This window comes from Mixta hanseatica (genome assembly GCF_023517775.1).
GTDB classification, from domain to species: domain Bacteria; phylum Pseudomonadota; class Gammaproteobacteria; order Enterobacterales; family Enterobacteriaceae; genus Mixta; species Mixta hanseatica.
In genome coordinates this window covers 2,023,949-2,047,342 of record NZ_CP082904.1, presented here as the reverse complement: position 1 = coordinate 2,047,342, position 23,394 = coordinate 2,023,949, and the positions used below count along the sequence as shown (strand labels likewise).

Annotated in this window: 21 protein-coding genes and 1 other RNA gene; 5 read left to right on the top strand and 17 right to left on the bottom strand. The window is 54.8% G+C overall.

Going from position 1 to position 23,394, the window contains the following annotated elements; translation table 11 throughout:
* Positions 1 to 60 precede the first annotated feature (60 nt).
* From sufE to sufA, 6 genes are read right to left on the bottom strand one after another with little or no spacing between them, the layout of a single operon-like run.
* Entirely contained in the window at positions 61 to 477 is a 417-nt protein-coding gene (sufE, locus tag K6958_RS09935; RefSeq protein WP_249894478.1) for a cysteine desulfuration protein SufE, read from the bottom strand.
* Between the two features lie 27 nt (positions 478 to 504).
* Positions 505 to 1,728 (bottom strand): cysteine desulfurase SufS, encoded by a 1,224-nt coding sequence (sufS, locus tag K6958_RS09930; protein ID WP_249894477.1) that lies wholly within the window; start codon positions 1,726 to 1,728, stop codon positions 505 to 507.
* Positions 1,725 to 3,005, bottom strand: coding sequence for a Fe-S cluster assembly protein SufD (gene sufD / locus K6958_RS09925; protein WP_249894476.1), 1,281 nt, complete (start codon positions 3,003 to 3,005; stop codon positions 1,725 to 1,727). Before sufD ends, sufS begins: the two co-directional genes overlap by 4 nt.
* On the bottom strand, positions 2,980 to 3,726 hold the full coding sequence (sufC, locus tag K6958_RS09920; RefSeq protein ID WP_249894475.1) for a Fe-S cluster assembly ATPase SufC: 747 nt from the start codon (positions 3,724 to 3,726) through the stop codon (positions 2,980 to 2,982). The genes sufD and sufC overlap by 26 nt, the downstream gene beginning before the upstream one ends.
* 46 nt (positions 3,727 to 3,772) lie before the next feature.
* The gene (gene sufB / locus K6958_RS09915) at positions 3,773 to 5,269 is read right to left on the bottom strand and encodes a Fe-S cluster assembly protein SufB (protein ID WP_249894474.1); all 1,497 of its coding nucleotides are present in this window, start codon (positions 5,267 to 5,269) and stop codon (positions 3,773 to 3,775) included.
* A 7-nt stretch (positions 5,270 to 5,276) separates the two neighbouring features.
* Positions 5,277 to 5,651: a Fe-S cluster assembly scaffold SufA gene (gene sufA, locus K6958_RS09910; RefSeq protein ID WP_249894473.1), complete on the bottom strand. Its 375-nt coding sequence runs from the start codon at positions 5,649 to 5,651 to the stop codon at positions 5,277 to 5,279.
* A gap of 392 nt (positions 5,652 to 6,043) precedes the next feature.
* Here sufA and K6958_RS09905 point away from each other — a divergent pair, with 392 nt between their 5' ends.
* Positions 6,044 to 6,448: a hypothetical protein gene (locus tag K6958_RS09905; protein WP_249894472.1), complete on the top strand. Its 405-nt coding sequence runs from the start codon at positions 6,044 to 6,046 to the stop codon at positions 6,446 to 6,448.
* Between the two features lie 3 nt (positions 6,449 to 6,451).
* Here K6958_RS09905 and K6958_RS09900 read toward each other — a convergent pair whose 3' ends face one another.
* On the bottom strand, positions 6,452 to 6,883 hold the full coding sequence (locus tag K6958_RS09900) for a hotdog fold thioesterase (RefSeq protein ID WP_249894471.1): 432 nt from the start codon (positions 6,881 to 6,883) through the stop codon (positions 6,452 to 6,454).
* Positions 6,883 to 9,936, bottom strand: coding sequence for a D-2-hydroxyglutarate dehydrogenase YdiJ (gene ydiJ, locus K6958_RS09895; protein ID WP_249894470.1), 3,054 nt, complete (start codon positions 9,934 to 9,936; stop codon positions 6,883 to 6,885). Before ydiJ ends, K6958_RS09900 begins: the two co-directional genes overlap by 1 nt.
* Before the next feature lie 218 nt (positions 9,937 to 10,154).
* On the opposite strand from ydiJ, the gene ydiK reads away from it, so the two are divergent.
* Complete coding sequence (gene ydiK / locus K6958_RS09890) at positions 10,155 to 11,285, top strand: AI-2E family transporter YdiK (protein ID WP_249894469.1); 1,131 nt, start codon at positions 10,155 to 10,157, stop codon at positions 11,283 to 11,285.
* A gap of 244 nt (positions 11,286 to 11,529) precedes the next feature.
* An RNA gene (rprA, locus tag K6958_RS09885) (antisense sRNA RprA) lies at positions 11,530 to 11,639 on the top strand.
* A gap of 68 nt (positions 11,640 to 11,707) precedes the next feature.
* Here the strand turns inward: rprA and ppsA are convergent.
* Positions 11,708 to 14,083 carry a phosphoenolpyruvate synthase gene (gene ppsA / locus K6958_RS09880; protein ID WP_249894468.1) on the bottom strand — a complete coding sequence of 792 codons (2,376 nt, stop codon included), beginning with the start codon at positions 14,081 to 14,083 and terminating at the stop codon, positions 11,708 to 11,710.
* 679 nt (positions 14,084 to 14,762) lie between these two features.
* Between ppsA and ppsR the strand changes: the two genes are divergently transcribed.
* Positions 14,763 to 15,590, top strand: coding sequence for a posphoenolpyruvate synthetase regulatory kinase/phosphorylase PpsR (gene ppsR, locus K6958_RS09875; protein ID WP_434085207.1), 828 nt, complete (start codon positions 14,763 to 14,765; stop codon positions 15,588 to 15,590).
* A gap of 140 nt (positions 15,591 to 15,730) precedes the next feature.
* A complete protein-coding gene (locus K6958_RS09870; protein WP_249894467.1) occupies positions 15,731 to 16,777 on the top strand; it encodes a 3-deoxy-7-phosphoheptulonate synthase in 1,047 nt (348 codons plus the stop codon).
* An 82-nt stretch (positions 16,778 to 16,859) separates the two neighbouring features.
* On the opposite strand, the gene K6958_RS09865 is transcribed toward K6958_RS09870, so the two are convergent.
* The 8 genes from K6958_RS09865 to ihfA all read right to left on the bottom strand — a co-directional run bounded on the left by K6958_RS09865 (position 16,860) and on the right by ihfA (position 23,392).
* Complete coding sequence (locus K6958_RS09865; RefSeq protein ID WP_249894466.1) at positions 16,860 to 18,299, bottom strand: protein adenylyltransferase SelO; 1,440 nt, start codon at positions 18,297 to 18,299, stop codon at positions 16,860 to 16,862.
* Positions 18,300 to 18,372: 73 nt separating this feature from the next.
* Positions 18,373 to 19,116 carry an EAL domain-containing protein gene (locus K6958_RS09860; protein WP_249894465.1) on the bottom strand — a complete coding sequence of 248 codons (744 nt, stop codon included), beginning with the start codon at positions 19,114 to 19,116 and terminating at the stop codon, positions 18,373 to 18,375.
* 381 nt (positions 19,117 to 19,497) lie between these two features.
* A complete protein-coding gene (locus K6958_RS09855) occupies positions 19,498 to 19,959 on the bottom strand; it encodes a C40 family peptidase (RefSeq protein WP_249894464.1) in 462 nt (153 codons plus the stop codon).
* Between the two features lie 70 nt (positions 19,960 to 20,029).
* Positions 20,030 to 20,785, bottom strand: coding sequence for a vitamin B12 ABC transporter ATP-binding protein BtuD (btuD, locus tag K6958_RS09850; RefSeq protein WP_249894463.1), 756 nt, complete (start codon positions 20,783 to 20,785; stop codon positions 20,030 to 20,032).
* On the bottom strand, positions 20,785 to 21,330 hold the full coding sequence (locus K6958_RS09845; protein ID WP_249894462.1) for a glutathione peroxidase: 546 nt from the start codon (positions 21,328 to 21,330) through the stop codon (positions 20,785 to 20,787). The genes btuD and K6958_RS09845 overlap by 1 nt, the downstream gene beginning before the upstream one ends.
* 34 nt (positions 21,331 to 21,364) lie before the next feature.
* On the bottom strand, positions 21,365 to 22,348 hold the full coding sequence (btuC, locus tag K6958_RS09840) for a vitamin B12 ABC transporter permease BtuC (RefSeq protein WP_249894461.1): 984 nt from the start codon (positions 22,346 to 22,348) through the stop codon (positions 21,365 to 21,367).
* Positions 22,349 to 22,449: 101 nt separating this feature from the next.
* Positions 22,450 to 22,878, bottom strand: coding sequence for a DUF2502 domain-containing protein (locus tag K6958_RS09835; protein WP_249894460.1), 429 nt, complete (start codon positions 22,876 to 22,878; stop codon positions 22,450 to 22,452).
* A 214-nt stretch (positions 22,879 to 23,092) separates the two neighbouring features.
* On the bottom strand, positions 23,093 to 23,392 hold the full coding sequence (gene ihfA, locus K6958_RS09830) for an integration host factor subunit alpha (RefSeq protein WP_038626354.1): 300 nt from the start codon (positions 23,390 to 23,392) through the stop codon (positions 23,093 to 23,095).
* Positions 23,393 to 23,394 lie beyond the last annotated feature (2 nt).

The following is a 23,394-nucleotide window of genomic DNA, read 5'->3' as shown; positions in this document are numbered from 1 at the left end:
TCTCTCGTGGTGAATAAAACGCACCCCGTTAACCGTAACGGGGTGTGAGAGAAGTGTAGCTTAGCAAAGCGCCTGCGCGCGGGTGCGGATAGTACGGATCATCGCTTCCAGCCCCTGAGAACGGGACGGCGTGAGGTGCTGCGTTAAGGCCAGCTGTTCAAACCAGGGACGCACATCAAACTCTACAATCTGCTGTGGCGTCATGCCCTGATAAAGACTAAATACAATCGCAATCAAGCCTTTAACGATGGCGGCATCACTGTCGCCCTGCAGCTCAACGGTATCGTTTGCCGCCTGTTGCATCACAATCCAGACCTGGCTCTGACAGCCGGAAACGCTGTACTCGGGCTGGTGGAAGGAATCAGACAATTCTGGCAGTTTCCCTCCCAGCTCAATCACATACAGATATTTCTCTTCCCAGTTGGCGCAGCGGTTAAAATTGCGCACCAGCTTCTCTTTTTCTGGCAGTATCGCCATTCCTTCCTCCCTTGCCAGCCGGACGGCTTAGCCCCCCAGCAGGCGGTGAATACGTGTCAGGCCAGCGGCAAGCCGATCGGCCTCTTCCTCGCTATTATACATGGCGAACGATGCGCGACACATAGCGGGAACGCCGTAATGCTGCATCAGCGGCATCGCACAGTGGTGACCGGTACGAATAGCGATGCCGTATTGATCGAGGAAGCTGCCCACATCATAGGCGTGGTGATTGCCCAGATTAAAGGCGATAACCCCGGCGCGCGCCTGCGGGCCGTAAATTTTCAGTTCGGGCACCGAAGCGAGCTTATCCAGCGCGTAACGCATCAGCGACTGCTCGCGGGCCTGAATGTTATCCAGCCCCAGCGCTTCGACATACGCCAGCGCGGCGCCCAGACCGATAATCCCACCGGTATTAGGCGTACCCGCCTCCAGGCTCCACGGCGCTTTCGCATAGGTGGTGCCTTCCGGCAGCACCACATGCTCAATCATCGAACCACCGCCTTCCCACGGCGGCATCGCTGACAGGAGCGCATGGCGGCCATAAAGAATACCGATGCCGGTCGGGCCATAAATCTTATGACCGGAGAAAATATAGAAGTCGCAGTCGATATCCTGCACATCCACCCGCTGATGCATCACCGCCTGCGCGCCATCCACCAGCGTGACCAGCCCGGCCGCTTTCGCCTGCGCCACCAGCGCTTTTACCGGGTTCACGGTGCCCAGCACATTGGAGACGTGCGTCACTGCCAGCAAGCGTGTCTTGCTATCAATCAGCGAGGCGAGCTGCGCAATATCCAACTCGCCGTCCGTGGTCAGCGGCAGCACGCGGATAGAGGCGCCGGTACGGGCCGCGACCATCTGCCACGGCACGATATTGGCGTGATGCTCCATAGCGGTGATAATAATATTATCGCCTGGCTGAAGCTGGCTGCCGCCCCAGCTGTTAGCCACCAGATTGATGCCTTCGGTGGTGCCTTTAACAAAAACAATCTCTTCCGGCGAAGCGGCATTTAGAAAACGCGCCGCCTGGGCGCGCACGTTTTCCATATCCGTGGTGGCTGCGGCGCTGAGGGTATGGATCCCCCGGTGCACCGCCGCATAACCGTGCTGGTAAAAATGACTTTCCGCATTTATTACCGCCAGCGGTTTTTGCGCGCTGGCCGCGCTGTCAAGGTAGGCCAACGGCTGTCCGTTGACCTCGCGCGCCAGAATCGGGAAATCGGCCCTGACGCGTGCGAGATCAAAACTCATTGAATGCCTCCGGGAAAACGTTGTGCGATACGCTCCAGCACGCAGGCTTTCAGCGTTTCATCATCAATCGCTTCTGTCAGCTCTGCGGCAAAGGCGTAGACGATCATGCGCTGCGCGGCCTCTTCGCTGATACCACGCGCACGCAGATAGAACATCTGCTCTTCATCGATACGTCCAACCGTGGCGCCGTGGCTGCACTTCACGTCATCAGCATAGATTTCCAGCTGTGGTTTAGTGTCCACTTCGGCCAGGCGTCCCAACAACAGATTGTTGTTGGTCATCTGACCATCGGTTTTCAGCGCGTGCTGCGCCACTTTGATCATGCCGTTAAATACCGCACGAGCGCGATCGCGCACGATAGTCTTGTGCAGCTGACGGCTCTGGCAGTAGCCTTTATTGTGCTCCAGATAAGTGCGGGTGTCGCACACTTCTTTATCTACCGGCAGCACCAGGCTGTTGATCGACAGATCGCTGTTTTCACCGTTCAGCTGAGCGCTGGTATTGTGACGGCTCAGACCCGCGCCCAGCAGGAAGCTGTGGCTGCTAACGCGCGCGTCGCGACCGGTAATAATATCGTTATGCGCGAAGTGATAGCTGCCGGCATTCTCAAACGAAAGTTTGGTATGGGTCAGCTGCGCATTGTCGCCGACCATCATGGTCAGACGAGCGCCGGTAAAGTGCGGCTGCGCGTTCAGGCTAACGTAATGCTCAATAACCTGCGCTTCAGCACCTGCTTCAATTTGCAGATGATGACGATAGTGCACCGTATTCAGCTGCTGTTCCGCCCGTCCGCTGCTGATATGCAGCAAATAAAGCGGACGCTCAGCGGCTTTGCCGCGCGGCAAACGCAGGGTAGTCGCCTGCTCGGCGAGGCTTTCCGTCAGATGCAAAAACACTTCCGGCTGCACAGGCGCGTCAAGGTTGCGTCTTTCTGCCGCGCTGGCTACCTGCACTTCAAAGCGATCGAACTGGGTATCGCTCAGCCCGGCGTTAAATTGGCCGTCAACAAATACCAGGCGCACCGCGTCAAGCGGCAGCGCCAGACGCGCTACGTCTTCAGGCGTCAGGGCCGGCGCGTCAGGCAGCACAAATTGCTGGCTGAGCAGCTCGTCCAGCGGCGTATATTTCCAGTTTTCATGTTTGCGGGTCGGCAAGCCGAGCCGCATCAACTGCTGCCAGTGTTGCTGCGCCTGCAGGGAACGCACGTCGCCGCGCGATTCAAACAGGTGATGCCACTGCTGCAGCGCGTTGTCACTCCTGGTCGGTAAGCCAGCCATAGCCTTGCTCCTCCAGCTGTTTCACCAGCGTAAAGTCGCCAGATTTCACAATTTTACCCTGATACAGCACATGCACGAAGTCCGGCTTGATGTAGTCCAGAATGCGCTGATAGTGCGTCACGATGATAAAGGCGCGCTTGCCGTCGCGCAGCGAGTTCACGCCGTTGGAGACAATTTTCAGCGCATCGATATCCAGACCGGAGTCGGTTTCATCAAGGATGCAGAGATCCGGCTCCAGCGCCGCCATCTGCAGAATATCGTTACGTTTCTTCTCGCCGCCGGAAAAGCCGACATTCACTGAGCGGGTCAGCAGATCTTCCGGCATTTTCAGCAGGTCGATTTTTTCTTCGATAAAGTCCTGGAAATCGAAGCGATCCAGCTCTTCCTGCTGACGGTATTTACGTACCGCGTTAACGGCGGTTTGCAGGAAAAACTGGTTGCTGACGCCGGGGATTTCTACCGGGTACTGGAAAGCCATGAAGATGCCTTCGCCGGCGCGATCTTCCGGCGACAGTTCCAGCAGGTCTTTGCCTTTAAAGGTGGCGGAACCGCCCACCACTTCATACTCTTCGCGGCCCGCCAGCGTGGCGGAAAGCGTACTTTTACCGGAGCCGTTCGGCCCCATGATTGCATGGACTTCGCCCGGCTTTATTTCCAGATCCAGTCCGCGCAGGATGGCCTTATCTTCAATGCTTACCTGTAAATCTTTAATGCTTAACATGTTTTATCCTTCGCTTGCCCACAGGCAACGATGCATCGCGCTGGCCTTAACCAACGCTGTGTTCCAGACTAATGGCCAACAGCTTTTGTGCCTCAACGGCAAATTCCAGCGGCAGCTCAGAGAAGACATCTTTACAGAAGCCGTTAACGATCATTGAGATCGCATCTTCCTCGCTGATGCCGCGTTGCAGGCAGTAGAACAGCTGATCTTCGCCGATGCGCGAAGTGGTCGCCTCATGCTCCAGCTGCGCGGTATTGTTGCGTGTTTCAACATACGGGAAGGTATGCGCGCCGCAGTCCGGTCCGATCAACATCGAATCGCACTGGGTAAAGTTACGCGCGTTAGTGGCCGTCGGCATAATCTTCACCAGGCCGCGATAGGTGTTCTGGCTTTTCCCGGCGGAAATCCCTTTCGAGATGATGGTCGATTTGGTGTTTTTACCAATATGGATCATCTTAGTGCCGGTATCCGCCTGCTGGCGGCCGCTGGTCAGGGCGACGGAATAAAACTCGCCAATCGAGTTATCGCCGCGCAGGATTACGCTGGGATATTTCCAGGTAATCGCCGAGCCGGTTTCCGATTGTGTCCAGGACATTTTACTGCCCTCGCCTTCACACAGCGCGCGCTTGGTCACGAAGTTCAGAATACCGCCTTCGCCTTCGCCGCCCGGGAACCAGTTCTGCACCGTGGAGTATTTCACTTCGGCGTTTTTATGGATGATCACTTCTACCACGGCGGCATGCAGCTGATAGCTGTCACGGACCGGCGCGGAGCAGCCTTCGATATAGCTGACGTAGCTCTCCTCATCGGCCACCAGGATAGTGCGCTCAAACTGGCCGGTTTTCGCCGCGTTGATGCGGAAATAGGTAGAAAGCTCCATTGGACAGCGCACCCCTTTCGGGATATAGACGAAGGTGCCGTCGGACGCGACCGCCGAGTTCAGCGCGGCAAAGAAGTTATCGTTGTGTGGCACCACGGTACCGAGATATTTCTTCACCAGCTCCGGATGTTCCTGAATAGCTTCGCCAAATGAGCAGAAAATAATGCCCTGCTCCGCCAGTTTATGGCGATAGGTGGTGGCTACCGATACCGAATCGAAAATGGCGTCCACCGCCACCTCTTTCCCTTCACGTACCGGTACGCCAAGCTGCTCAAAGGCGTTTTCCACTTCCTGCGTCAGGTAGCTACTGCTGGCCTGGCCGCCGGAAGATTGCAGCGCGCCCGGCTCTGAGGCGCAGCTGTCATCGCAGTTGCCGCAGGAAGGAGCCGAATAGTAGCTGTAATCCTGATAATCGAGCTTATCGTAATGGGCTTTCAGCCAGTGCGGCTCTTCCATCTGCAGCCAGGCTTCATAGGCTTTCAGACGGAACTCCAGCATCCACTCTGGCTCGTTACGCTTGGCGGAAATCGCGCGCACTACCTCTTCGCTGATGCCGTGCGCCAGCTCATCGGTTTGCAGTTGGGTAAAGAAGCCTTCTTTATAATTTTTGCGGCCGCCTTCCCAGATTTGTACGTCATCTGATGCTTCACTGTTTCGGGACATAGCACTATTACTCAACGCCAAAGCTCTCACCACAACCGCAGGCGTGTTGAGCTTTAGGATTATTAAATTTAAATACCTGATTCAGACCTTCGCGAACGAAATCTACCTGCGTACCATCAATAAAGGGCATCGCCTGAAGCGGCACGTACAGCGTTGCGCCCTGATGAGTAAACAGCAGATCGTCAGCTGCTGGCTCTTTCACCAGGTCCATGGTATAGCCGAAACCCGCGCAGCCGGACTGTTTTACGCCCAGCCGCAGTCCTAAAACATGCGGATCGTTAGCGGCAAGCGCTTTAATTTGCTGCGCTGCGCTGTCAGTAAGGGTCAAACCCTTCCAGATAAACTCATCTGGAGAGAAAGAGGCCGGATTTGCAGATTGCATTGTGTATTACCTCGCGGTGCGATGCCTAACAGGCTTATCCCACTATGTTAGTGATAATGATATTTGCTTCAACCTCTTGTTTTGCAGGGATAAGCGCAAAATGCCTTTTTTAAAGCCTGTTAACTAAGGATAGTCCCTGCCGCAACAGATTGCGCTGGCCGTTCTGATGCGCATTTGCGGCGAGAATAATATTTTAAAATCATTCATTTAAAAAGGGCTACCTGAGTTAACCTGCCCTATCAGTTATTTTACGCCTGATGAAGGAGGTTGGGATTGCTATTGCCGATTTTATCAACAGGCCGCATTAATCGATAAATTATTGCACCCTGGCATTGCAACCTGAAGCAATTTTATTATGATAATGATTATCATTAACATACCTCAGGTGAAGCATGAACGTCTCTGTCAATGCCTGGCTGCAATATAAAATCGATGAGTATAAGTTTGCCGTACGCGACATTACGGTGGATTTTTATCTGGCGCAGGCCAAACTGAACCGTCCTGACTGCTCACTCGATCAACTTCGCAATTTTAATGACACCTGCTTAGATATGGCCGAACTTTGCCAGCTCAATGGCGACGAGCAAAGTTATCTGCATGCGCTGGGAAAACTTCACCACCGGCTGCTGCAGGAAGTGAACAATACCGAGCGGGAGCGGCTGTTTCGCCTGCAGGCGTGCCAGCTGGCACGCCATACGCTGACTAAACTTTGCCACCAGCTGACAATGAGCGGCGACTGGGAAAAGGCGACCGTATTACAGAGCGATTTCGTGAAGCATGCCGGCTGGATCTGGTAAGGCTCAGCCGCCGTCCACGCCGGACCTCACCGCCGTGGTCAACCGTGAACTGCAGCAAAGACGGTCTTGCTGATCATAAATCTCTATCTGCCACACCTGATGCGCACGCCCAAGATGTAGCGGCCGGCAGCGGCCCCGCACCTCGCCTGCACGAACTGCCCGCAGATGGTTGGCGTTAATCTCCAGGCCAACCAGCCTCTGATCTTCCTCGGTGCAGAGATATCCGGCCATCGAGCCTAAGGTTTCCGCCAGCACTGCGGACGCGCCGCCGTGCAGCAGACCAAACGGCTGGCGCGTGCGGGCATCAACCGGCATGGTGGCTTCCAATCCGTCATCATACATCGCCGTAAAGCGGATGCCTAAATGTCCAACCAAACAGCCTTCGCCGCGCGCGTTCAGCTGCGCCAGAGTTGCCTGTCGTTTCCAGATCGCCATCAAATAAGCTCCAGTATCGCCTGCAGCGGATGTCGCATCCCGTTGCCTTCGATACGCTTCACCTGGCTACGGCAGGAGTAGCCGGTGGCCAGGCAGCGTTGCCGCGGCAGTTTTTGCAACTGCGGATGCCAGGAGAGCTCATAAATCCCCAGCGAATTATTCAGGTTTTTCGCCTCATGGCCGTAGGTTCCCGCCATGCCGCAGCAGCCGACATTGATGTTTTCCAGCCGGGCGCCGAAACGCGCGAAAATAGCGGCCCACTGATGCGGCGTGGCGGGCAGCGTGGTCACTTCCGTACAGTGGGCGAACAGATACCAGGCTTCCCCGGCCAGCGGCTGAATCGCGCGTGACGACAGCGCCTGATGCAGCCATTCATGCACCAGCTGAACATGGAAGTCGCCGCGTTTATCGCCCAGCGTCTGCTGATACTCATCGCGATAGCAGAGCACCAGTGCCGGATCGACGCCCACCATCGGCATCCCCAGCTGCGCCAGCCGGTTGAGGAAATCGGCGGTTTTTTGCGCGGTACGGGCAAAGCGTTTCAGGAAGCCTTTAATATGCTGCGCTTTGCCATTGGGCGAAAACGGCAGCAGCACCGGCTGATATCCCAGCTTTTCAACCAGGCGCACAAAGTCCGCCACCACCTGCGCTTCGTAATAGCTGGTAAAGGGATCCTGCACCACCAGCACCGTTTTTTCACGTTGCGCGGCGTCCAGTCGCTCCAGCTGCTCCAGCGTGGTGGTAGCTGCGGTATGGCCCGCCAGCTGCTGTTTAAGCGTGGGCGAAGAGAGCAGCGGCAGGTCGACCATGCCGATATGACGCTGGCTCAGGTTACGCAACCAGGGCTGACGCAGGAAGAAGTTAAAAGCGCGCGGCGCGCGCGCCATCATTGGCGCATAGCTCTCTACCGCCGCCACCAGATGGTCGCTGAGCGGTCGTAGATAACGTGTGTGATAGAGCTGCAAAAAGCGCGAGCGGAACGCCGGAACATCAATTTTAATCGGACACTGCGTCGAGCAGGCTTTGCAAGCGAGACAGCCCGACATCGCCTCTTTCACTTCATGCGAAAAGTCATATTCGCCTTTGCGTGCATACCAGCTGTTGCGGGTGCGGGTGATTAAGCCGCGCAGGCTAATGGCGGATTCCGGGATCTGCCGCTCCAGCGTCAACGGATCAACCCCTTTTTCCGCCAGCAGACGCAGCCATTCGCGCGTCAGCGTGGCGCGCCCTTTCGGGGAGTGGATACGATCGCGGGTAATTTTCATCGAGGGGCACATCGGACTACGCACGTCGAAATTAAAGCACAGGCCATTGCCATTGCACTCCATTGCGCCGCGCCACTCATTGCGCACCACCAGCGGGATCTGGCGGTCATAATAGCCGCGCTTAACGCCATCAACCTGCATCATCGGCTCATCCACGCCGTACGGCGTACAGATTTTGCCGGGGTTCAGGCGATTGGCGGGATCGAACGCCGCTTTGATCCGGCGCAGCTCCTCATACAGCGTGTCGCCAAAAAAGGCGGGGCTGTATTGCGCCCGGAACCCTTTGCCATGTTCGCCCCACAGCAGCCCGCCGTAGCGCGCCGTCAGCGCTACCACTTCATCGGAGATCTGCTTCATCAGCATCTCCTGCTGCGGATCACACATATCCAGCGCCGGGCGCACGTGCAGCACGCCGGCATCTACATGGCCGAACATACCGTAGTTCAGGCCATGGTTATCCAGTAGCGCGCGAAACTCGGTAATGTAGTCCGCCAGCCGCTCCGGCGGCACTGCGGTATCCTCGACAAAGGGAATCGGCTTGGCGCGTCCTTTAGCATTGCCCAGCAGGCCGACCGCCTTTTTACGCATATTGTAGATGCGCTCGATAGCGTCGATATCGTTACATAGCTGATAGCCGATGATCCCGCCCTGCTGCTGCGCCATCAACGCATCGAGACGCTGGCACAGGGCCGTCACCTGGCTGTCGATCAGCGGCGCATCGTCACCGGCGAACTCCACAATGTTAATGCCCAGCATCTCTTTGCCTGGCACATCGGTAATCAGCTCGCGCACCGAATGCCAGACGATATCTTCACGCGCCAGATTCAACACTTTTGAATCGACGGTCTCTACCGACAGCGCGTTGGCTTCTACCATCAGCGGCGCGTTACGCAGCGCTGAATCAAACGAGTCATATTTGATGTTCACCAAACGGCGCACCGCCGGCAGCGGCGTAATATTCAGCCGCGCTTCGCTGATAAAAGCCAGCGTGCCTTCCGCTCCGCACAGAATGCGGGTTAAATCGAACGTCTGCAGATCGTCGCTGAACACATGACGTAAATCGTAGCCGGTCAGGAAGCGGTTCAGCGGCGGGAATTTTTCGTTAATCAGCGCGCGCTGCTCGCGGCAGCGTGACAGCACGGTGTGATAAATGCGCCCTTCCGGCGTCTGCCCGGCGGCCAGCTGCTCTGCCAGCGCTACCGGCATGGCGCGGGTGTCGATAATATCGCCGCCCAGCACCACCGCCCGCAGACCCAGTACATGGTCGGAGGTTTTGCCGTAAACCAGCGAGCCCTGCCCGGAAGCATCGGTGTTGATCATGCCGCCCAGCGTGGCGCGGTTGCTGGTTGATAACTCCGGCGAGAAAAAGTAGCCGTAAGGCTTAAGAAAGGCATTGAGCTGATCTTTTACTACGCCCGCTTCCACCCGCACCCAGCCCTGCTCCGGGTTGATGTCCAGGATACGGTTCATATAGCGCGACATATCGACCACGATGCCCTGATTAAGCGACTGCCCGTTAGTGCCGGTGCCGCCGCCGCGCGGGGTAAAGATCAGACGGGAAAACTGCGGCATTGCCGCCACCCGGGCCAGCAGCGCGACATCCGCCGTTGAGCGGGGAAAAAGCACCGCATCCGGCAACAGCTGATAAATGCTGTTATCGGTCGACATGGTAAGACGATCGGCATAGCTGGTGGCCGTATCGCCGGTGAAACCTTGTTGTTTAAGCGTGTCCAAAAATGACAGCACCAGTTGCACAAGGCCTGGCGCCTGAGAAATCTGTGGGATCATTATCGGGTGACCAAATGTTGTGTATCGTTTGCGCTTGCTGTTTTATCAGTGAAATCTCGTTGTATCACATTTTTTTATGGCCCGCTGTTTTTTCAGGAAAGGTAAAAACTTCCGGCGCTTAACCCTGTCGCAACGTAAAGAAATCACGCATTATTATGTGATGAGCGGCAATGGGCTGTTCATAATCGCAAGGCGCATATTAAGGATCTTTTTTTCGTATGAGAAAACTGCAACAGGATATGGATTTAACGCAAATCCTCTTCTCTTTGATGTTCATCCTGCTGATGATTGTTGCCTGCTTCTGGGTAGTGCAGCCATTTATTTTAGGATTTGCCTGGGCAGCAATGGTGGTGATTGCCACCTGGCCGCTGATGATTAAGCTGCAGGGCCTGCTTTGGGGACGACGTACGCTGGCGATTATCGTCATGACGCTGATCCTGCTGCTGCTGTTTATTATTCCCGTCGCACTGCTGGTCAATAGCCTGATCGACAATACCGGACCGGTTATCGCCTGGGCGACGTCCGGCAACCTGCATCCGCCACAGCTGACCTGGCTGAATGAGGTACCGATGGTCGGCAACAAGCTGTACAACAGTTATCACCTGCTGCTGGATGGCGGCGGCAGCGCCGTGATGGCGAAAGTGCAGCCCTACGTCGGGCGCACCACCGGCTTTTTTGTCGCTCAGGCGGGCCATTTCGGTCGTTTTCTACTGCACCTGGGGCTGATGCTGCTGTTCAGCGTGCTGCTTTACTGGCGCGGTGAGCAGGTTGGCGATGGGATACGTCACTTCGCTTTCCGTCTGGCGGGACGTCGGGGCGATGCCTCGGTGCTGCTGGCCGGGCAGGCGATTCGCGCGGTCGCGCTGGGCGTAGTGGTTACCGCGCTGGTGCAGGGCGTGCTGGGCGGAATTGGCCTCGCCGTGGCCGGCATCCCTTACGCTACGCTGTTGACAGTGCTGATGATTCTGTTCTGTCTGGTGCAGGCGGGTCCGTTACCGGTATTGATTCCGGCGGTTATCTGGCTTTACTGGAGCGGCGATACAACCTGGGGCACCGTGCTGCTGGTATGGAGCTGCGTCGTCGGTACGCTGGATAATGTGCTGCGTCCGGTGTTGATACGTATGGGCGCCGATTTACCGATGATATTGATCCTCTCGGGGGTTATCGGCGGCCTGGTGGCTTTTGGTATGATTGGCCTGTTTATTGGACCGGTTGTGCTGGCGGTCTCTTATCGTTTGGTCTCAGTCTGGATGCATGAAGCGCCGATGCCGCAAGAGGATCCTGAAGATGTTGTTGAGGAACTGGCGGAACATGAAGAAGAAGTAAAGCAAAATAGCGCCTCACATTAACCCGTTTTGCCGGACAGGAAGCGCTGTCCGGCACATTCCCCCTATTTGCCCTAAAAAATTCCATTAAGCTCTCTTATATTTTATTCGTTGTTACGCCTTTTGAGGTAGTGCCAACGTGAAACTGATTACCGGTGGCACAGTTTTCGGGCCCGATCGGCCTGAAGGCCGGGATAAAATATAACGAACGATTAACTAATAAGAGGATTCTTAATGACTGGCAAGCCGTAGCTGAATACTATGAGTGCCATGTTTAGGATCAAACCTATGATTTTTAAACAACCTTTTTCCCCTGAGTAAAGTGAAGAATTGCTGTGTGTAGTCTTTGCCCATCCCATGTGATGGGCTTTTTTTTGCCCTTTTTTCCCAGTAAAAAGGCCGGAAATTCCGGCCTTTATAGATAAGTAACATTATTAAGGGATCTTTTACTTTATCTCAGCCAGGCTAAGCCAGGTCTGCACCACCGTATCAGGGTTAAGCGACAGGCTGTCAATGCCCTCTTCCATCAGCCAGGCGGCGAAGTCCTGATGATCGGACGGCCCCTGACCACAGATGCCGACATACTTGCCCTGCTTTTTAGCGGCGCGAATCGCCATCGACAGCAGCGCCTTCACCGCCTCGTTACGCTCGTCAAAGAGTTCGGAAACTACGCCGGAATCGCGATCCAGCCCCAACGCCAGCTGCGTCATATCGTTCGAGCCGATAGAGAAACCGTCGAAGTGCTCAAGGAACTGCTCCGCCAATAGCGCATTTGAGGGGATTTCGCACATCATAATGATCTTGAGACCATTTTCGCCGCGCTTCAGTCCCTGACGCGCCAGCTCTTCGATAACCGCTTCGGCCTGCGCCACGGTACGTACGAAAGGAATCATAATTTCGACGTTGGTCAGCCCCATCTCATTACGCACGCGCTTCACGGCTTCGCACTCCAGCGCAAAGCAGTCACGGAAGCGATCCGCGACGTAGCGTCCGGCACCGCGGAAGCCCAGCATCGGGTTTTCCTCTTCCGGTTCATAACGCTCGCCGCCGACCAGATTGGCGTATTCGTTAGACTTAAAGTCCGACAGACGCACAATCACGCGCTTCGGCGCAAAAGCGGCGCCCAGTGTGGCGATCCCTTCCGTCAGACGTCCCACATAAAACTCAACCGGATCGTCAAAGCCTTTCATCAATTCGCGGATTTGCTGCTGCAGCTCTGGCGTCTGCTGATCGAACTCCAGCAACGCTTTCGGATGCACGCCAATCATGCGGTTGATGATAAATTCCAGACGCGCAAGGCCTACGCCTTCGTTAGGCAAACAGGCAAAATCAAACGCCCGGTCCGGGTTGCCGACGTTCATCATGATTTTTAACGGTAACTCCGGCATTTTATCGACCTGTGAACTTTTCACTTCAAAGTCGAGCAGGTCATCGTAGACGTAGCCGGTATCCCCTTCGGCGCAGGAGACGGTCACCTTATGCCCATCTTTCAGCCGATCGGTAGCATCGCCGCAGCCGACCACCGCCGGGATCCCCAGCTCGCGGGCGATAATCGCCGCATGACAGGTACGCCCGCCGCGATTAGTCACGATCGCCGCCGCTTTTTTCATGATCGGTTCCCAGTCCGGGTCGGTCATATCGGTGACCAGTACATCACCCTTCTGGATACGGTTCATTTCGCTGATATCGTGAATAACCTTCACTTCGCCTGCGCCGATGCGATGACCGATGGCACGTCCCTCAACCACCACCTGGCCTTTGCCCTGCAGCGTGTAGCGCTCCATGACCTGTCCGTTAGAACGTACGGTCTCCGGACGCGCCTGAACGATATAGAGCTTGCCGGTGTGGCCATCTTTCGCCCATTCGATATCCATTGGGCGCTGGTAATGTTTTTCAATTTGCATTGCCTGATGTGCCAGCGCCTGCACTTCATCATCGCTGAGGCAGAAACGGTCACGATCCTGCTGCGGCACGTCTTCAATTTTTACCTGCTCGCCATGCGCCTGCGAATCGGCATACACCATGCGGATTTTTTTCGAACCCATATTACGACGCACGATAGCGGGACGGTTGGCCTGCAGCGTCGGTTTATGCACGTAAAACTCATCTGGGTTAACCGCGCCCTGCACCACCATTTCGCCTAAGCCCCAGGCTGCGGTAATAAACACCACCTGATCAAAGCCCGATTCGGTATCGATGGTAAACATTACGCCGGATGCGGCCTCATCGGAACGCACCATGCGCTGCACGCCCGCGGAGAGCGCCACGCCACGATGATCGTAGCCCTGATGCACGCGGTAAGAGATGGCGCGGTCGTTAAACAGCGAAGCGTAAACATGTTTTACCGCCACCATTACCGCATCGATACCCTGCACGTTAAGGAAGGTTTCCTGCTGGCCGGCGAACGAGGCATCCGGCATATCTTCGGCGGTGGCCGAAGAGCGCACGGCAAAAGAGGCTTCATCATCATCAGCCGACAGCTGCTGATAGGCCTCGCGTATTGCCTCTTCCAGCGCTGGCTGGAAAGGGGTTTCAACAATCCACTGACGGATCTGTTTACCCGCTTTGGCCAGCTCATCCACATCATCAATATCGGTTTCATCCAGCAAGGCATAGATACGCTGGTTAACGCCGCTCTGATCGAGGAATTGATTGAATGCTTCCGAGGTGGTCGCAAAACCGTCAGGAACGGATACGCCAAGCGACGACAGGTTAGTAATCATTTCACCGAGAGAGGCATTCTTTCCTCCCACGCGATCAACATCGTTCATGCCTAACTGGCTATACCAGAGCACTAGCGGCATTTCACCTTGATTGGACATTAGGACAATCCTTTTATGATAAATTTGAGGGGCACACAGAAAAAATTGCGCTTCTTACCCTGAATAATTCGCGTTGCAAGCCGACGGCGGCGCCGTGAAAAACTCGTCAGGAACGAATTTAAACAGCCGCAGCCAGCCCTGGTGAGAGACAAGACTGTCTCTCATTAATTCCCGGATGCTTACGCCAGTAAGGAACCGGAGTGAGCAAGGAAAGCCAGGCTACCTGCAACCTGAAGTATGGCGGGTATAACGCTTATTCAGCATGGCATAAGGCCCTGTAAAAGCGAAAATGTTGAATCGTTAAAGCAGGCTAAAAAAAGCTTTTTAAGAAAACTCCGCCTATAAACACGCGTTTGCGCAACAAAATTACCTTTGAATTACATCAATCTATTCAAGCAGATAAATTAATGTAACCGCTTTACCTGCTTTATTTCGTTGCGCAACGCTGAGACACTGTTTTTTCAAGCTTTATTCAGCACAGATAGCGTATTTGATAAATGAAAACAGGAACGCCATTTCATTTTTTTATAGATTAAGCGCACACCAAAACCCTAAAAAATAAAACATTCAAATTAATTATTTTTGAAAATTAGGTTTCAGCCAGTATGCGAAATTGCTGATTGATTTTATTGCTGATTATCTGCCAGGCTCAGTTATCCCTGTTTAAGAGAAAATAAGTATGACGGCAGAACGCAGCGTTTTTTATATCTCTGACGGCACCGCGATCACCGCTGAGGTGCTGGGACATGCGGTTATGTCGCAGTTCCCGGTGCTGGCCAACAGCTTTACCCTGCCCTTTGTAGAGAATGTGCAGCGTGCGCAGGCGGTAAAGGCGCAGATTAACGCCATTTATCAGCAAAGCGGCCTGCGCCCGCTGGTGTTTTTTTCCATTGTTCTGCCAGAGGTGCGCGACATTATTTTGCAAAGCGACGGCTTTTGTCAGGATATTGTGCAGGCGCTGGTGGCGCCGTTGCAGCAGGAGTTAGGTATTGCGCCTGCGCCGGTGGCGCACCGCACCCACGGCTTAACCGCCAGCAACCTCGGAAAATATGACGCGCGCATCGCCGCCATCGACTATACCCTGGCGCATGACGATGGTATTTCACTGCGCGGCCTCGACGAGGCGCAGGTTATCCTGCTGGGCGTTTCCCGCTGCGGTAAGACACCCACCAGCCTCTATCTGGCAATGCAGTTTGGCGTGCGCGCCGCCAACTATCCATTTATCGCCGATGATATGGATAACCTGAAGCTGCCGCCGGCGCTGAAGCCTTTTCAACATAAGCTGTTTGGCTTAACCATCGATCCTGAGCGGCTGGCGGCGATTCGTCAGGAGCGGGCCGAGAACACACGCTATGCCTCAATGCGTCAATGTCGGCTGGAGGTGGGCGAAGTGGAAGCGCTGTTTCGCTCGCATCAAATCCGCTATCTCAACAGCACTAACTACTCGGTTGAAGAGATCGCCACCAAAATTCTCGATATTATGGGACTGAATCGCCGGATGTATTAAGCGGGGATCTGACAGCTGGTGTGCGCAACTCCACGCTTTTACCCCTTTCAGGCGGTTGAATTTACTGCTGGTTGGTTTATTGTGATCGCCATCACTTCCCGGCACTTCTGCCGCTGCGAAGACATAATTTTGAGATCTCAATGAACAAAACTGATGAATTACGAACTGCCCGCATCGATACGTTGGTGACGCCCGCTGCGCTGGCGGAGCAGTACCCGATAAGCGAGGCCATCGCGGCGAATGTTACCGCGGCGCGCCAGCGCATCGCGCGCATCCTTGCCGGTGACGATCCGCGTCTGCTGGTGATTATCGGCCCCTGCTCGCTGCACGATCCTCGCGCCGCCCTGGAGTATGCCGCTAAGCTTAAAGCGCTGCATGATAAGTATCACTCTCGCCTTGAAATCGTGATGCGCACCTATTTTGAGAAACCCCGTACCGTGGTCGGCTGGAAGGGACTGATTTCCGATCCCGATCTTGACGGCTCGTTTCGGGTTAACGAGGGGCTGGGCATCGCGCGTAAGCTGCTGCTGGATATTAATACGCTGGGCCTGCCAACGGCGACGGAATTTTTAGATATGGTGATCGGCCAGTTTATTGCCGATTTGGTGAGCTGGGGCGCGATCGGTGCCCGCACCACAGAAAGTCAGATCCATCGTGAAATGGCGTCGGCCCTCTCCTGTCCGGTCGGTTTTAAAAATGGCACCGACGGCAATACGCGCATTGCAGTGGATGCCATTCGTGCGGCTCGGGTCAGCCATATGTTTCTGTCGCCCGATAAGCATGGTCAGATGACCATTTATCAGACCAGCGGTAACCCATCCGGCCATATCATTATGCGCGGCGGTAAAGTGCCGAACTATCATCCGCAGGATATAGCGGATGCGGTAGCCAGCCTGCGCGAGTTTGATCTGCCGGAACATCTGGTGGTGGATTTTAGTCACGGCAACTGTCTGAAGCAGCACCGGCGTCAGCGTGACGTGGCCGAATCGGTTGCGCAGCAGATCCGCGACGGATCGCGCGCTATAGCCGGCGTGATGATTGAGAGCTTTTTGCAGGAAGGCAATCAGCCGGTGGTGAGCGGCAAACCGTTGACCTACGGTCAATCCATTACCGATCCCTGCCTCGGCTGGGAAGATAGCGAAGCGGTGCTGGCGCGGCTGGCTGACGCGATTGACAGCCGCTTTTAGCTTCACACGGTGCCTGCACTTCCCGTGCAGGCACCTTATTTTTATCTAATGTCGATGCGCCATCAGCTCGTTTATTAACCGCTTAGCTTGAACAGCTGACCTCGATTCTCTTGCCTTCATCCGGCGGACGTCGGGTGAAATCGGCATATTCCGGCGCATCGCTAAACGGATTACACAGCGCCTGATGCAGATGCCGCAATATGCTGATGTCATCCCGCTCTGCGCCCTCAATCGCCTGCTGGGCCAGATAATTACGTAACACTACGGCGGGGTTTGCCGCTTTCATTCGCTGTTGGCGATCGGCATCGCTGCTCTCATCCTTTAATAGCCGTTGCTGATAACGCAGATACCACTGGTCGAACGCCGCCCGATCGATAAATTCGTCACGCAGCGGCGAACGGCTCTCCTGCTGCTGCGTCTCGCTTAGTATACGGAAGGTACGCGTATAGTCGCTGCCCTCCTGGCTCATCAACGACAACAGCCCGGTCAACAGTTCGTTGTCCTCCGCCTGCGGCGTCAGGAAGCCCAGCTTAGCGCGCATCTTTTCGCCCCACGCCGCCATCAACGCCGGTTCGTAACGGCTCAGCGCCTGTTTCAGCTGATCGGTAGTCATCAGATCCGACAGCGCATGCGCCAGCCGGTTAAGATTCCACAGGCCGATCATCGGCTGATTATCAAAGGCGTAACGGCCCTGATAATCAGAATGATTACAGATAAAGCCCGGCTGATAATCATCCAGAAAGCCGTAAGGACCGTAGTCCAGCGTCAGGCCCAGCACCGACATATTATCGGTATTCATCACTCCATGCGCGAAACCCACGCTCTGCCAGGCGGCGATCAGGCGCGCGGTACGCTCCACGACATCGCTAAACCACAGCAGATAGCGATCCGGCTGCGACTCCAGCGACGGCCAGTGATGATGGATAAGATAATCTGCCAGCTGCCGCACTTTTTCCGGCTCGCCGTTATAAAAGAAATGTTCAAAATGGCCGAAGCGCGCATGACTTTCCGCTACGCGCAGCAGCATCGCCCCTCGCTCTTTGGTTTCACGGTACACCGGCTCATCGCTGGTTACGATGGTCAATGCACGGCTGGTGGGAATGCCTAAGTGATGCAGCGCCTCAGAGGCGAGAAACTCTCGCACCGTCGAGCGCAGCACGGCGCGTCCGTCGCCCATCCGCGAATACGGGGTTAAGCCCGCGCCCTTTAAATGCCAGTCAAACTTCCTGCCGTCGGCGAGCTGCTGCTCTCCGAGCAAAATGCCGCGTCCATCGCCCAACTGACCGGCCCAGACGCCAAATTGATGGCCGCTATAAACCTGCGCCAGCGGCTGCATGCCAGGCAGCAGCGTAGCGCCGCTCCAGATATCGGTTTTATCCTCGCGAAACCAGCTTTCGTCCAGCTCCAGCTCACGCGCCAGCGACTCGCTGTGGTAAAGCAGACGAGCCTGTTTAAGCGGTGTCGGCTTCAGCGCGGTATAAAATCCGCTTAATTCATTATGCCAGGTGTTATTAAACTCCATGCTGCCTCCGTTTGCCGCAGTAGAGTTTAAGTGTAACCCTGATGTGGAGAGGTAAACAGAAAACCGCGCGGGTTTATCGGCACTGGCCGTCAGAAAAGCCGTCAGGCTGCTCCGTCAGGGTAGCCAGTTCGTTTTCCGGAACGGGCGGGAACAGCGCGCCCTGCATACCGGCAAAGCCAAACGGCGCGATGTGGTTCAGCGTGGCGGGATCGTCCACGCCCGTCACAATAAACTGCTGACAGTGATCGCTGAGCTGATGAACAATAGCCTTTAACATCGAAGCATAGGTGACGCGCTTGAGCGTCTGCTGCAAAAAATGTTTATCCAGCCTGATGCGGGCAAACAGATTATCGTAAACCGCTTTGGCGGGCGCTTTACCTGAGCCAAAATTATTCAGCGTCAGGTTAAAATTATCGCTCAGCGCGCTTAATAATGGATCTTCTTTACCGGCCCTGAAGTTCGGAAAATTCTCACCGATAGCTAATTCCAGCGCCTGAAACGGACGCAGTTTACGCAGCAGAAATTCACTGGATAAAATGGTCTCAGCCATCTCTTCATCCACGTTCAAAATTACCGCAACATTATTCTGCAGAAAAAAATCATGGTAATGCTCAATAATGCCAATCTGCTTTTGTAAGGTTTGTAAACGTTGTTCACTGTCGAACTGAGATAACAGTATATCCTGTGGTACAACAACGTTAAGAGATGTGTGAGTAAAGCTGGATAGCAAATCTACGGCAAGTAACCGGCCATTTAAAGCATAAACAGGGTTGAAGGCTGTATGAATAAAATAATCAGCAAAAACAGGAGTTGTCATTTTTTTTAGCCATAAAAAAGTGGCAATTTGGGCATCCTATACTAAGGAAAAATTACAATCAATAGCATCCTTAATGATAGATGGCAGCCCTTTTCGCTCTTTCATGCGCAGTAACCTACTGATACTGCAACGTATAACTCAAATTTATCGTTATGGGCGCTTATGTTTTTGTGCATCTAATCACATCAATAAATAAGATTTAATGATAATTCTTGTTGATTTTGGGAATATCTTACTTAGAAAACAAATAAAAACACCGCTTATGTAAAGCTGAATTTTCATTCATTTCAGCGCGACATTTCCTGCTTATCATTTCATATTTTAAACGCTGGTTAAATGAGCATTTTCTGAATCGACTGGTGATTTTTCAACAGGTTAATCTTAAATTCTTCGTGCCTGCCAAAATACTTTTTGCCAATAACTATTATCCAGTGAAGAACGGATCACCCCTTTGCTGGTAGAGGCATGAATAAATTGTTTATCACTGTCGTAAATGCCCACGTGCAGACCATTCTCCCCACGGCCGGTTTTAAAGAAGACTAAATCGCCTGGCAGCAATTGATCTTTATCGATGCGCGTTCCAATATCGGTTTGGGCGCGGGTGCTGCGCGGCAGCTGTAAATTAAAGCGGTCGCGAAAAGTAAGATAAACGAATCCGGAGCAGTCAACGCCGCTGCGACTCAGGCCGCCGTAGCGATAAGGGGTACCGTACCAGCGGTTTAGCTGGTCGTTGAGTTCGGCAATAACGGTAATGGAATCAGCAAGACGCCCATTAGGCGGTGGCGCGTGATGACTACAGCCGATAAGCAATACACTAAGTAAAATTAACACGCCGATTCGCATAACCTGAGTCCTTCCTGTATAAGCGGAGCCGGGCTAACTGTAGCGGTAAGCCTTTACGCTGGCAATCCTCTCAGCGCATCTCTTCAGCGACTAACCAGCTCTCTCCTTCCGACTGCAGCTTACGAAAAGCCAGGCCATAGAGCGCCCGTAGCGTATCTGGCTGCAAAACGGCCTCGGCACGCCCCTGTTGTACGACTTTTCCCTGCTGCATCAGCCAAACGTTACGTGCGTGACGCAGGCTATGGTTAAGATCGTGACCGCTGGTGATCACCGCGCCGCCCGCACGGCAAAAAGCCGTTAATTCACCATCCAGCGCCTGCTGCTGCGCCACATCCAGCCCGGCGTAAGGCTCGTCCAGCAATAGCAGCGTTGCTGGCTGCGCGGCGCAGGGCCAAACCTGCAGTAGTACCGCCATCAACCTTACCCGCTGCCATTCGCCGCCGGAAAGCTGGGTTAACGGCCGCGTGAGTTTATCACGTAGCTGAAAAGCGGCGATCAGATGAGCTAACAGCGTATCCTGACCGGGCTTTTCTTCCGCCAGATGCAGCTGTAAATAGTGAAACACCGCCATCTGCCCCGGCTGCTGCTGCTGCTGCGGCAGCCAGGCGCGCCGGCGCGCCAGCAATGTTCGCGGCCATGCCTCCAGCGGCTTGCCAACAAGGCGCACCACGCCCTGGCCCGGTAATAGCCCGGCCAGGCGTGCCAGCAAAGAACTTTTACCGGCGCCATTCGGACCCAGCAGATGGATAAGATCCCCGCTATTAACCTGAGCGCTGAAAGCCTGCAGGCGTCCCGGTACGGTCGCCTGCTCAATCGATAACAGCATTATTTTGCCAATGCGAGTTTAATGCTTTCCATCACGATGGGATCTTCCGGAGTCATATCGGGGGCAAAGCGCTGCACGACTTCCCCGTTGCGCCCGACCAGAAATTTCTCGAAATTCCATAAAATATCGCCCTTCTCTTTTGGCGCCCGGCCTTTACTCGCCATACGTTCATAGAAGCCGCTATTTTCTGGCTCCACCGCTTCAGGACAGGCGGCGATCAGCTGTTGATAAAGGGGATGACGTTCCGGACCATTCACTTCGATTTTGCTGAACATCGGAAAGCTGATGCCATAGTTGGTGCTGCAAAAATCTCTGATTTCTTCATTACTGCCTGGTTCCTGACCGAGAAAAGCGTTGCACGGAAAGCCCAGCACGTTAAAACCGGACTTATTCCAGGCACGCTGCAGGTTCTCCAGCTCTTTATACTGCGGCGTCAGGCCACACTGGGAAGCCACGTTAACAATCAGCAGCACATCGCCTTGCCATTGTCCCAGCGTGGTGCGTTTACCATCCAGCATAACCAGTTCAGTATCGTAAATGCTCATAGGTATTTCCTGTTTCGGTGTGTGGTTCAGCCCCTTAGCGGCGCTGAGTGAGTAACAGCCAAATAAACAGCGGCGCCCCCAGCGTAGCGGTGACGACGCCAATGGGCAATTCCGCTGCGGTCAGTACCAGTCTGGCAATGATATCGGCAGCAAGCAATACGGCGGCCCCCGCCAGAGCGCTGGCCGGTAGCAGCATGCGGTGATCGGTAAGCCCGTTCAGGCGCAGCAAATGCGGCACTACCAGGCCGATAAAACCTATCGCGCCGGCCAGCGCGACGCTGACGCCCACCAGCCAGCCAATCGACACCACCAACAGGTTACGCCACAGGAAAAGCGACAGGCCAAGCTGACCGGCGCTGACTTCGCCCAGCGCCAGTAAATTCAGAATTTTCGCCTGCGCGCTTAGCCAGCCAAGCACCGGCAACAAAGCCAGCATCAACCAGCGATAGCGCCAGTCAATACCGCTAAAACCGCCCATCATCCAGTACATCAGCTGACGCAAATCGAGGTTGCTGCTGAAATAAACCACCCAGGTCATCGCCGCGCTACAGATAATCCCCAGCGCAACGCCTGCTAACAGCAGACGGCTATTGGAAAGATGGCGCCGGGCAAAACGCAGCAGAATCAGCGTGACCAGCAGCGCCCCGGCAATGGCCGCCAGGCTGAATGCCCAAAAATCGCCGTTGCCCAGCAGGACGCAAAGCACCAGCCCGATGCCTGCGCCATTTGAGACGCCAAGCAGGCCGGGCTCCGCCAGCGGATTTTCAAACAGCGCCTGCATCACACAGCCCGCCGTCGCCAGCGAAGCGCCGACCAGCAAGACACTTAACGTCCGTGGCAGGCGCAGCTGCCAGACAAACAGCTTGCCTTCCTCACTTAGCCAGCGGTCAGGCAGAATCCACTCCTCTCCCGCGCACAGGCTGATCAGCGTAATAACCAGCAGGGTGGCGCTCAGCCAGGCCAGCCAATGATAAGCGCGGCGATCCGCCTGGCGAGAGAGTTCAGTTAACAGCGACATAGCCGTAGTTTTATAAGGAAAACAGAGATTTGATTGTAGTGGCTGGAGGAAAAAAAGAAAGGAATAAGAGCAGCCGGGCGCGGCGGCCCGGCGCAATACGCTTAGCCGTGCGGCTGGAAATCGGGACGATGGCCTGCTGCGCCATGGCCGTGATGCTCTGCCGTGACACGATCGTTACTGTGTCCGTCACGGTGCGCTACCGGGCGTTCATGGGGCAGCTCCTGATGATGCACCGGCTTTTTACGATCGGAGTGCGCGTGATGCGCCTCAGGGCGATGGGTCTGCCAGCCGCTGCCGTTCCAGTAGCCGCGCGGCCCTTTCTCGCCGATATGGCGGCCATGATGCTCCTGCCACCATTTCGGGGCGCGCCAGTCATAACCATCCCAGTAGTAACCTCGATGATCGCGATCGCCAATATGGATCGTCACGCCGGCCGGCGTCAGATCAAAAGAAACCGCGGCGCTGGCGGCAACAGGCAGCGCCGTCAGGATGCTCAGCGCGATGGCTAGAAATAATGTTTTTATGTTCATCAGGGGAACCTCTCTGGTTTCATCCCCTGTTTATACCTTTACTACTGCGGCTGTCACTATCGTCCTGTGCCGATTTTCGGCTTATTTTCCTGTAACTTACGCTTTCCTTACATTATGATTTCTTTATGAAATAGCGCGCGGCGGCCCGGCGCACGCCGCCAGGCGACACCCATAAAAAAGGCCGCACGGAGCGGCCTTTTATGGTGCTGACAGATCAGCTGTTTTTCGGGGAAGCGTTCTCGACGCGGCTTTTCAGCTTTTGTCCAGGGCGGAACGTCACGACGCGACGCGCGGTGATAGGAATATCTTCACCGGTTTTCGGGTTACGTCCCGGCCGTTGATTTTTGTCGCGAAGATCAAAGTTGCCAAATCCAGACAGTTTGACCTGTTCGCCGTTTTCTAAAGCTCTTCTTACCTCTTCAAAAAACAGTTCAACCAGCTCTTTGGCATCCCGTTTACTCAGCCCCAGCTTTTCAAACAGGTATTCCGACATATCAGCTTTTGTAAGCGCCATAG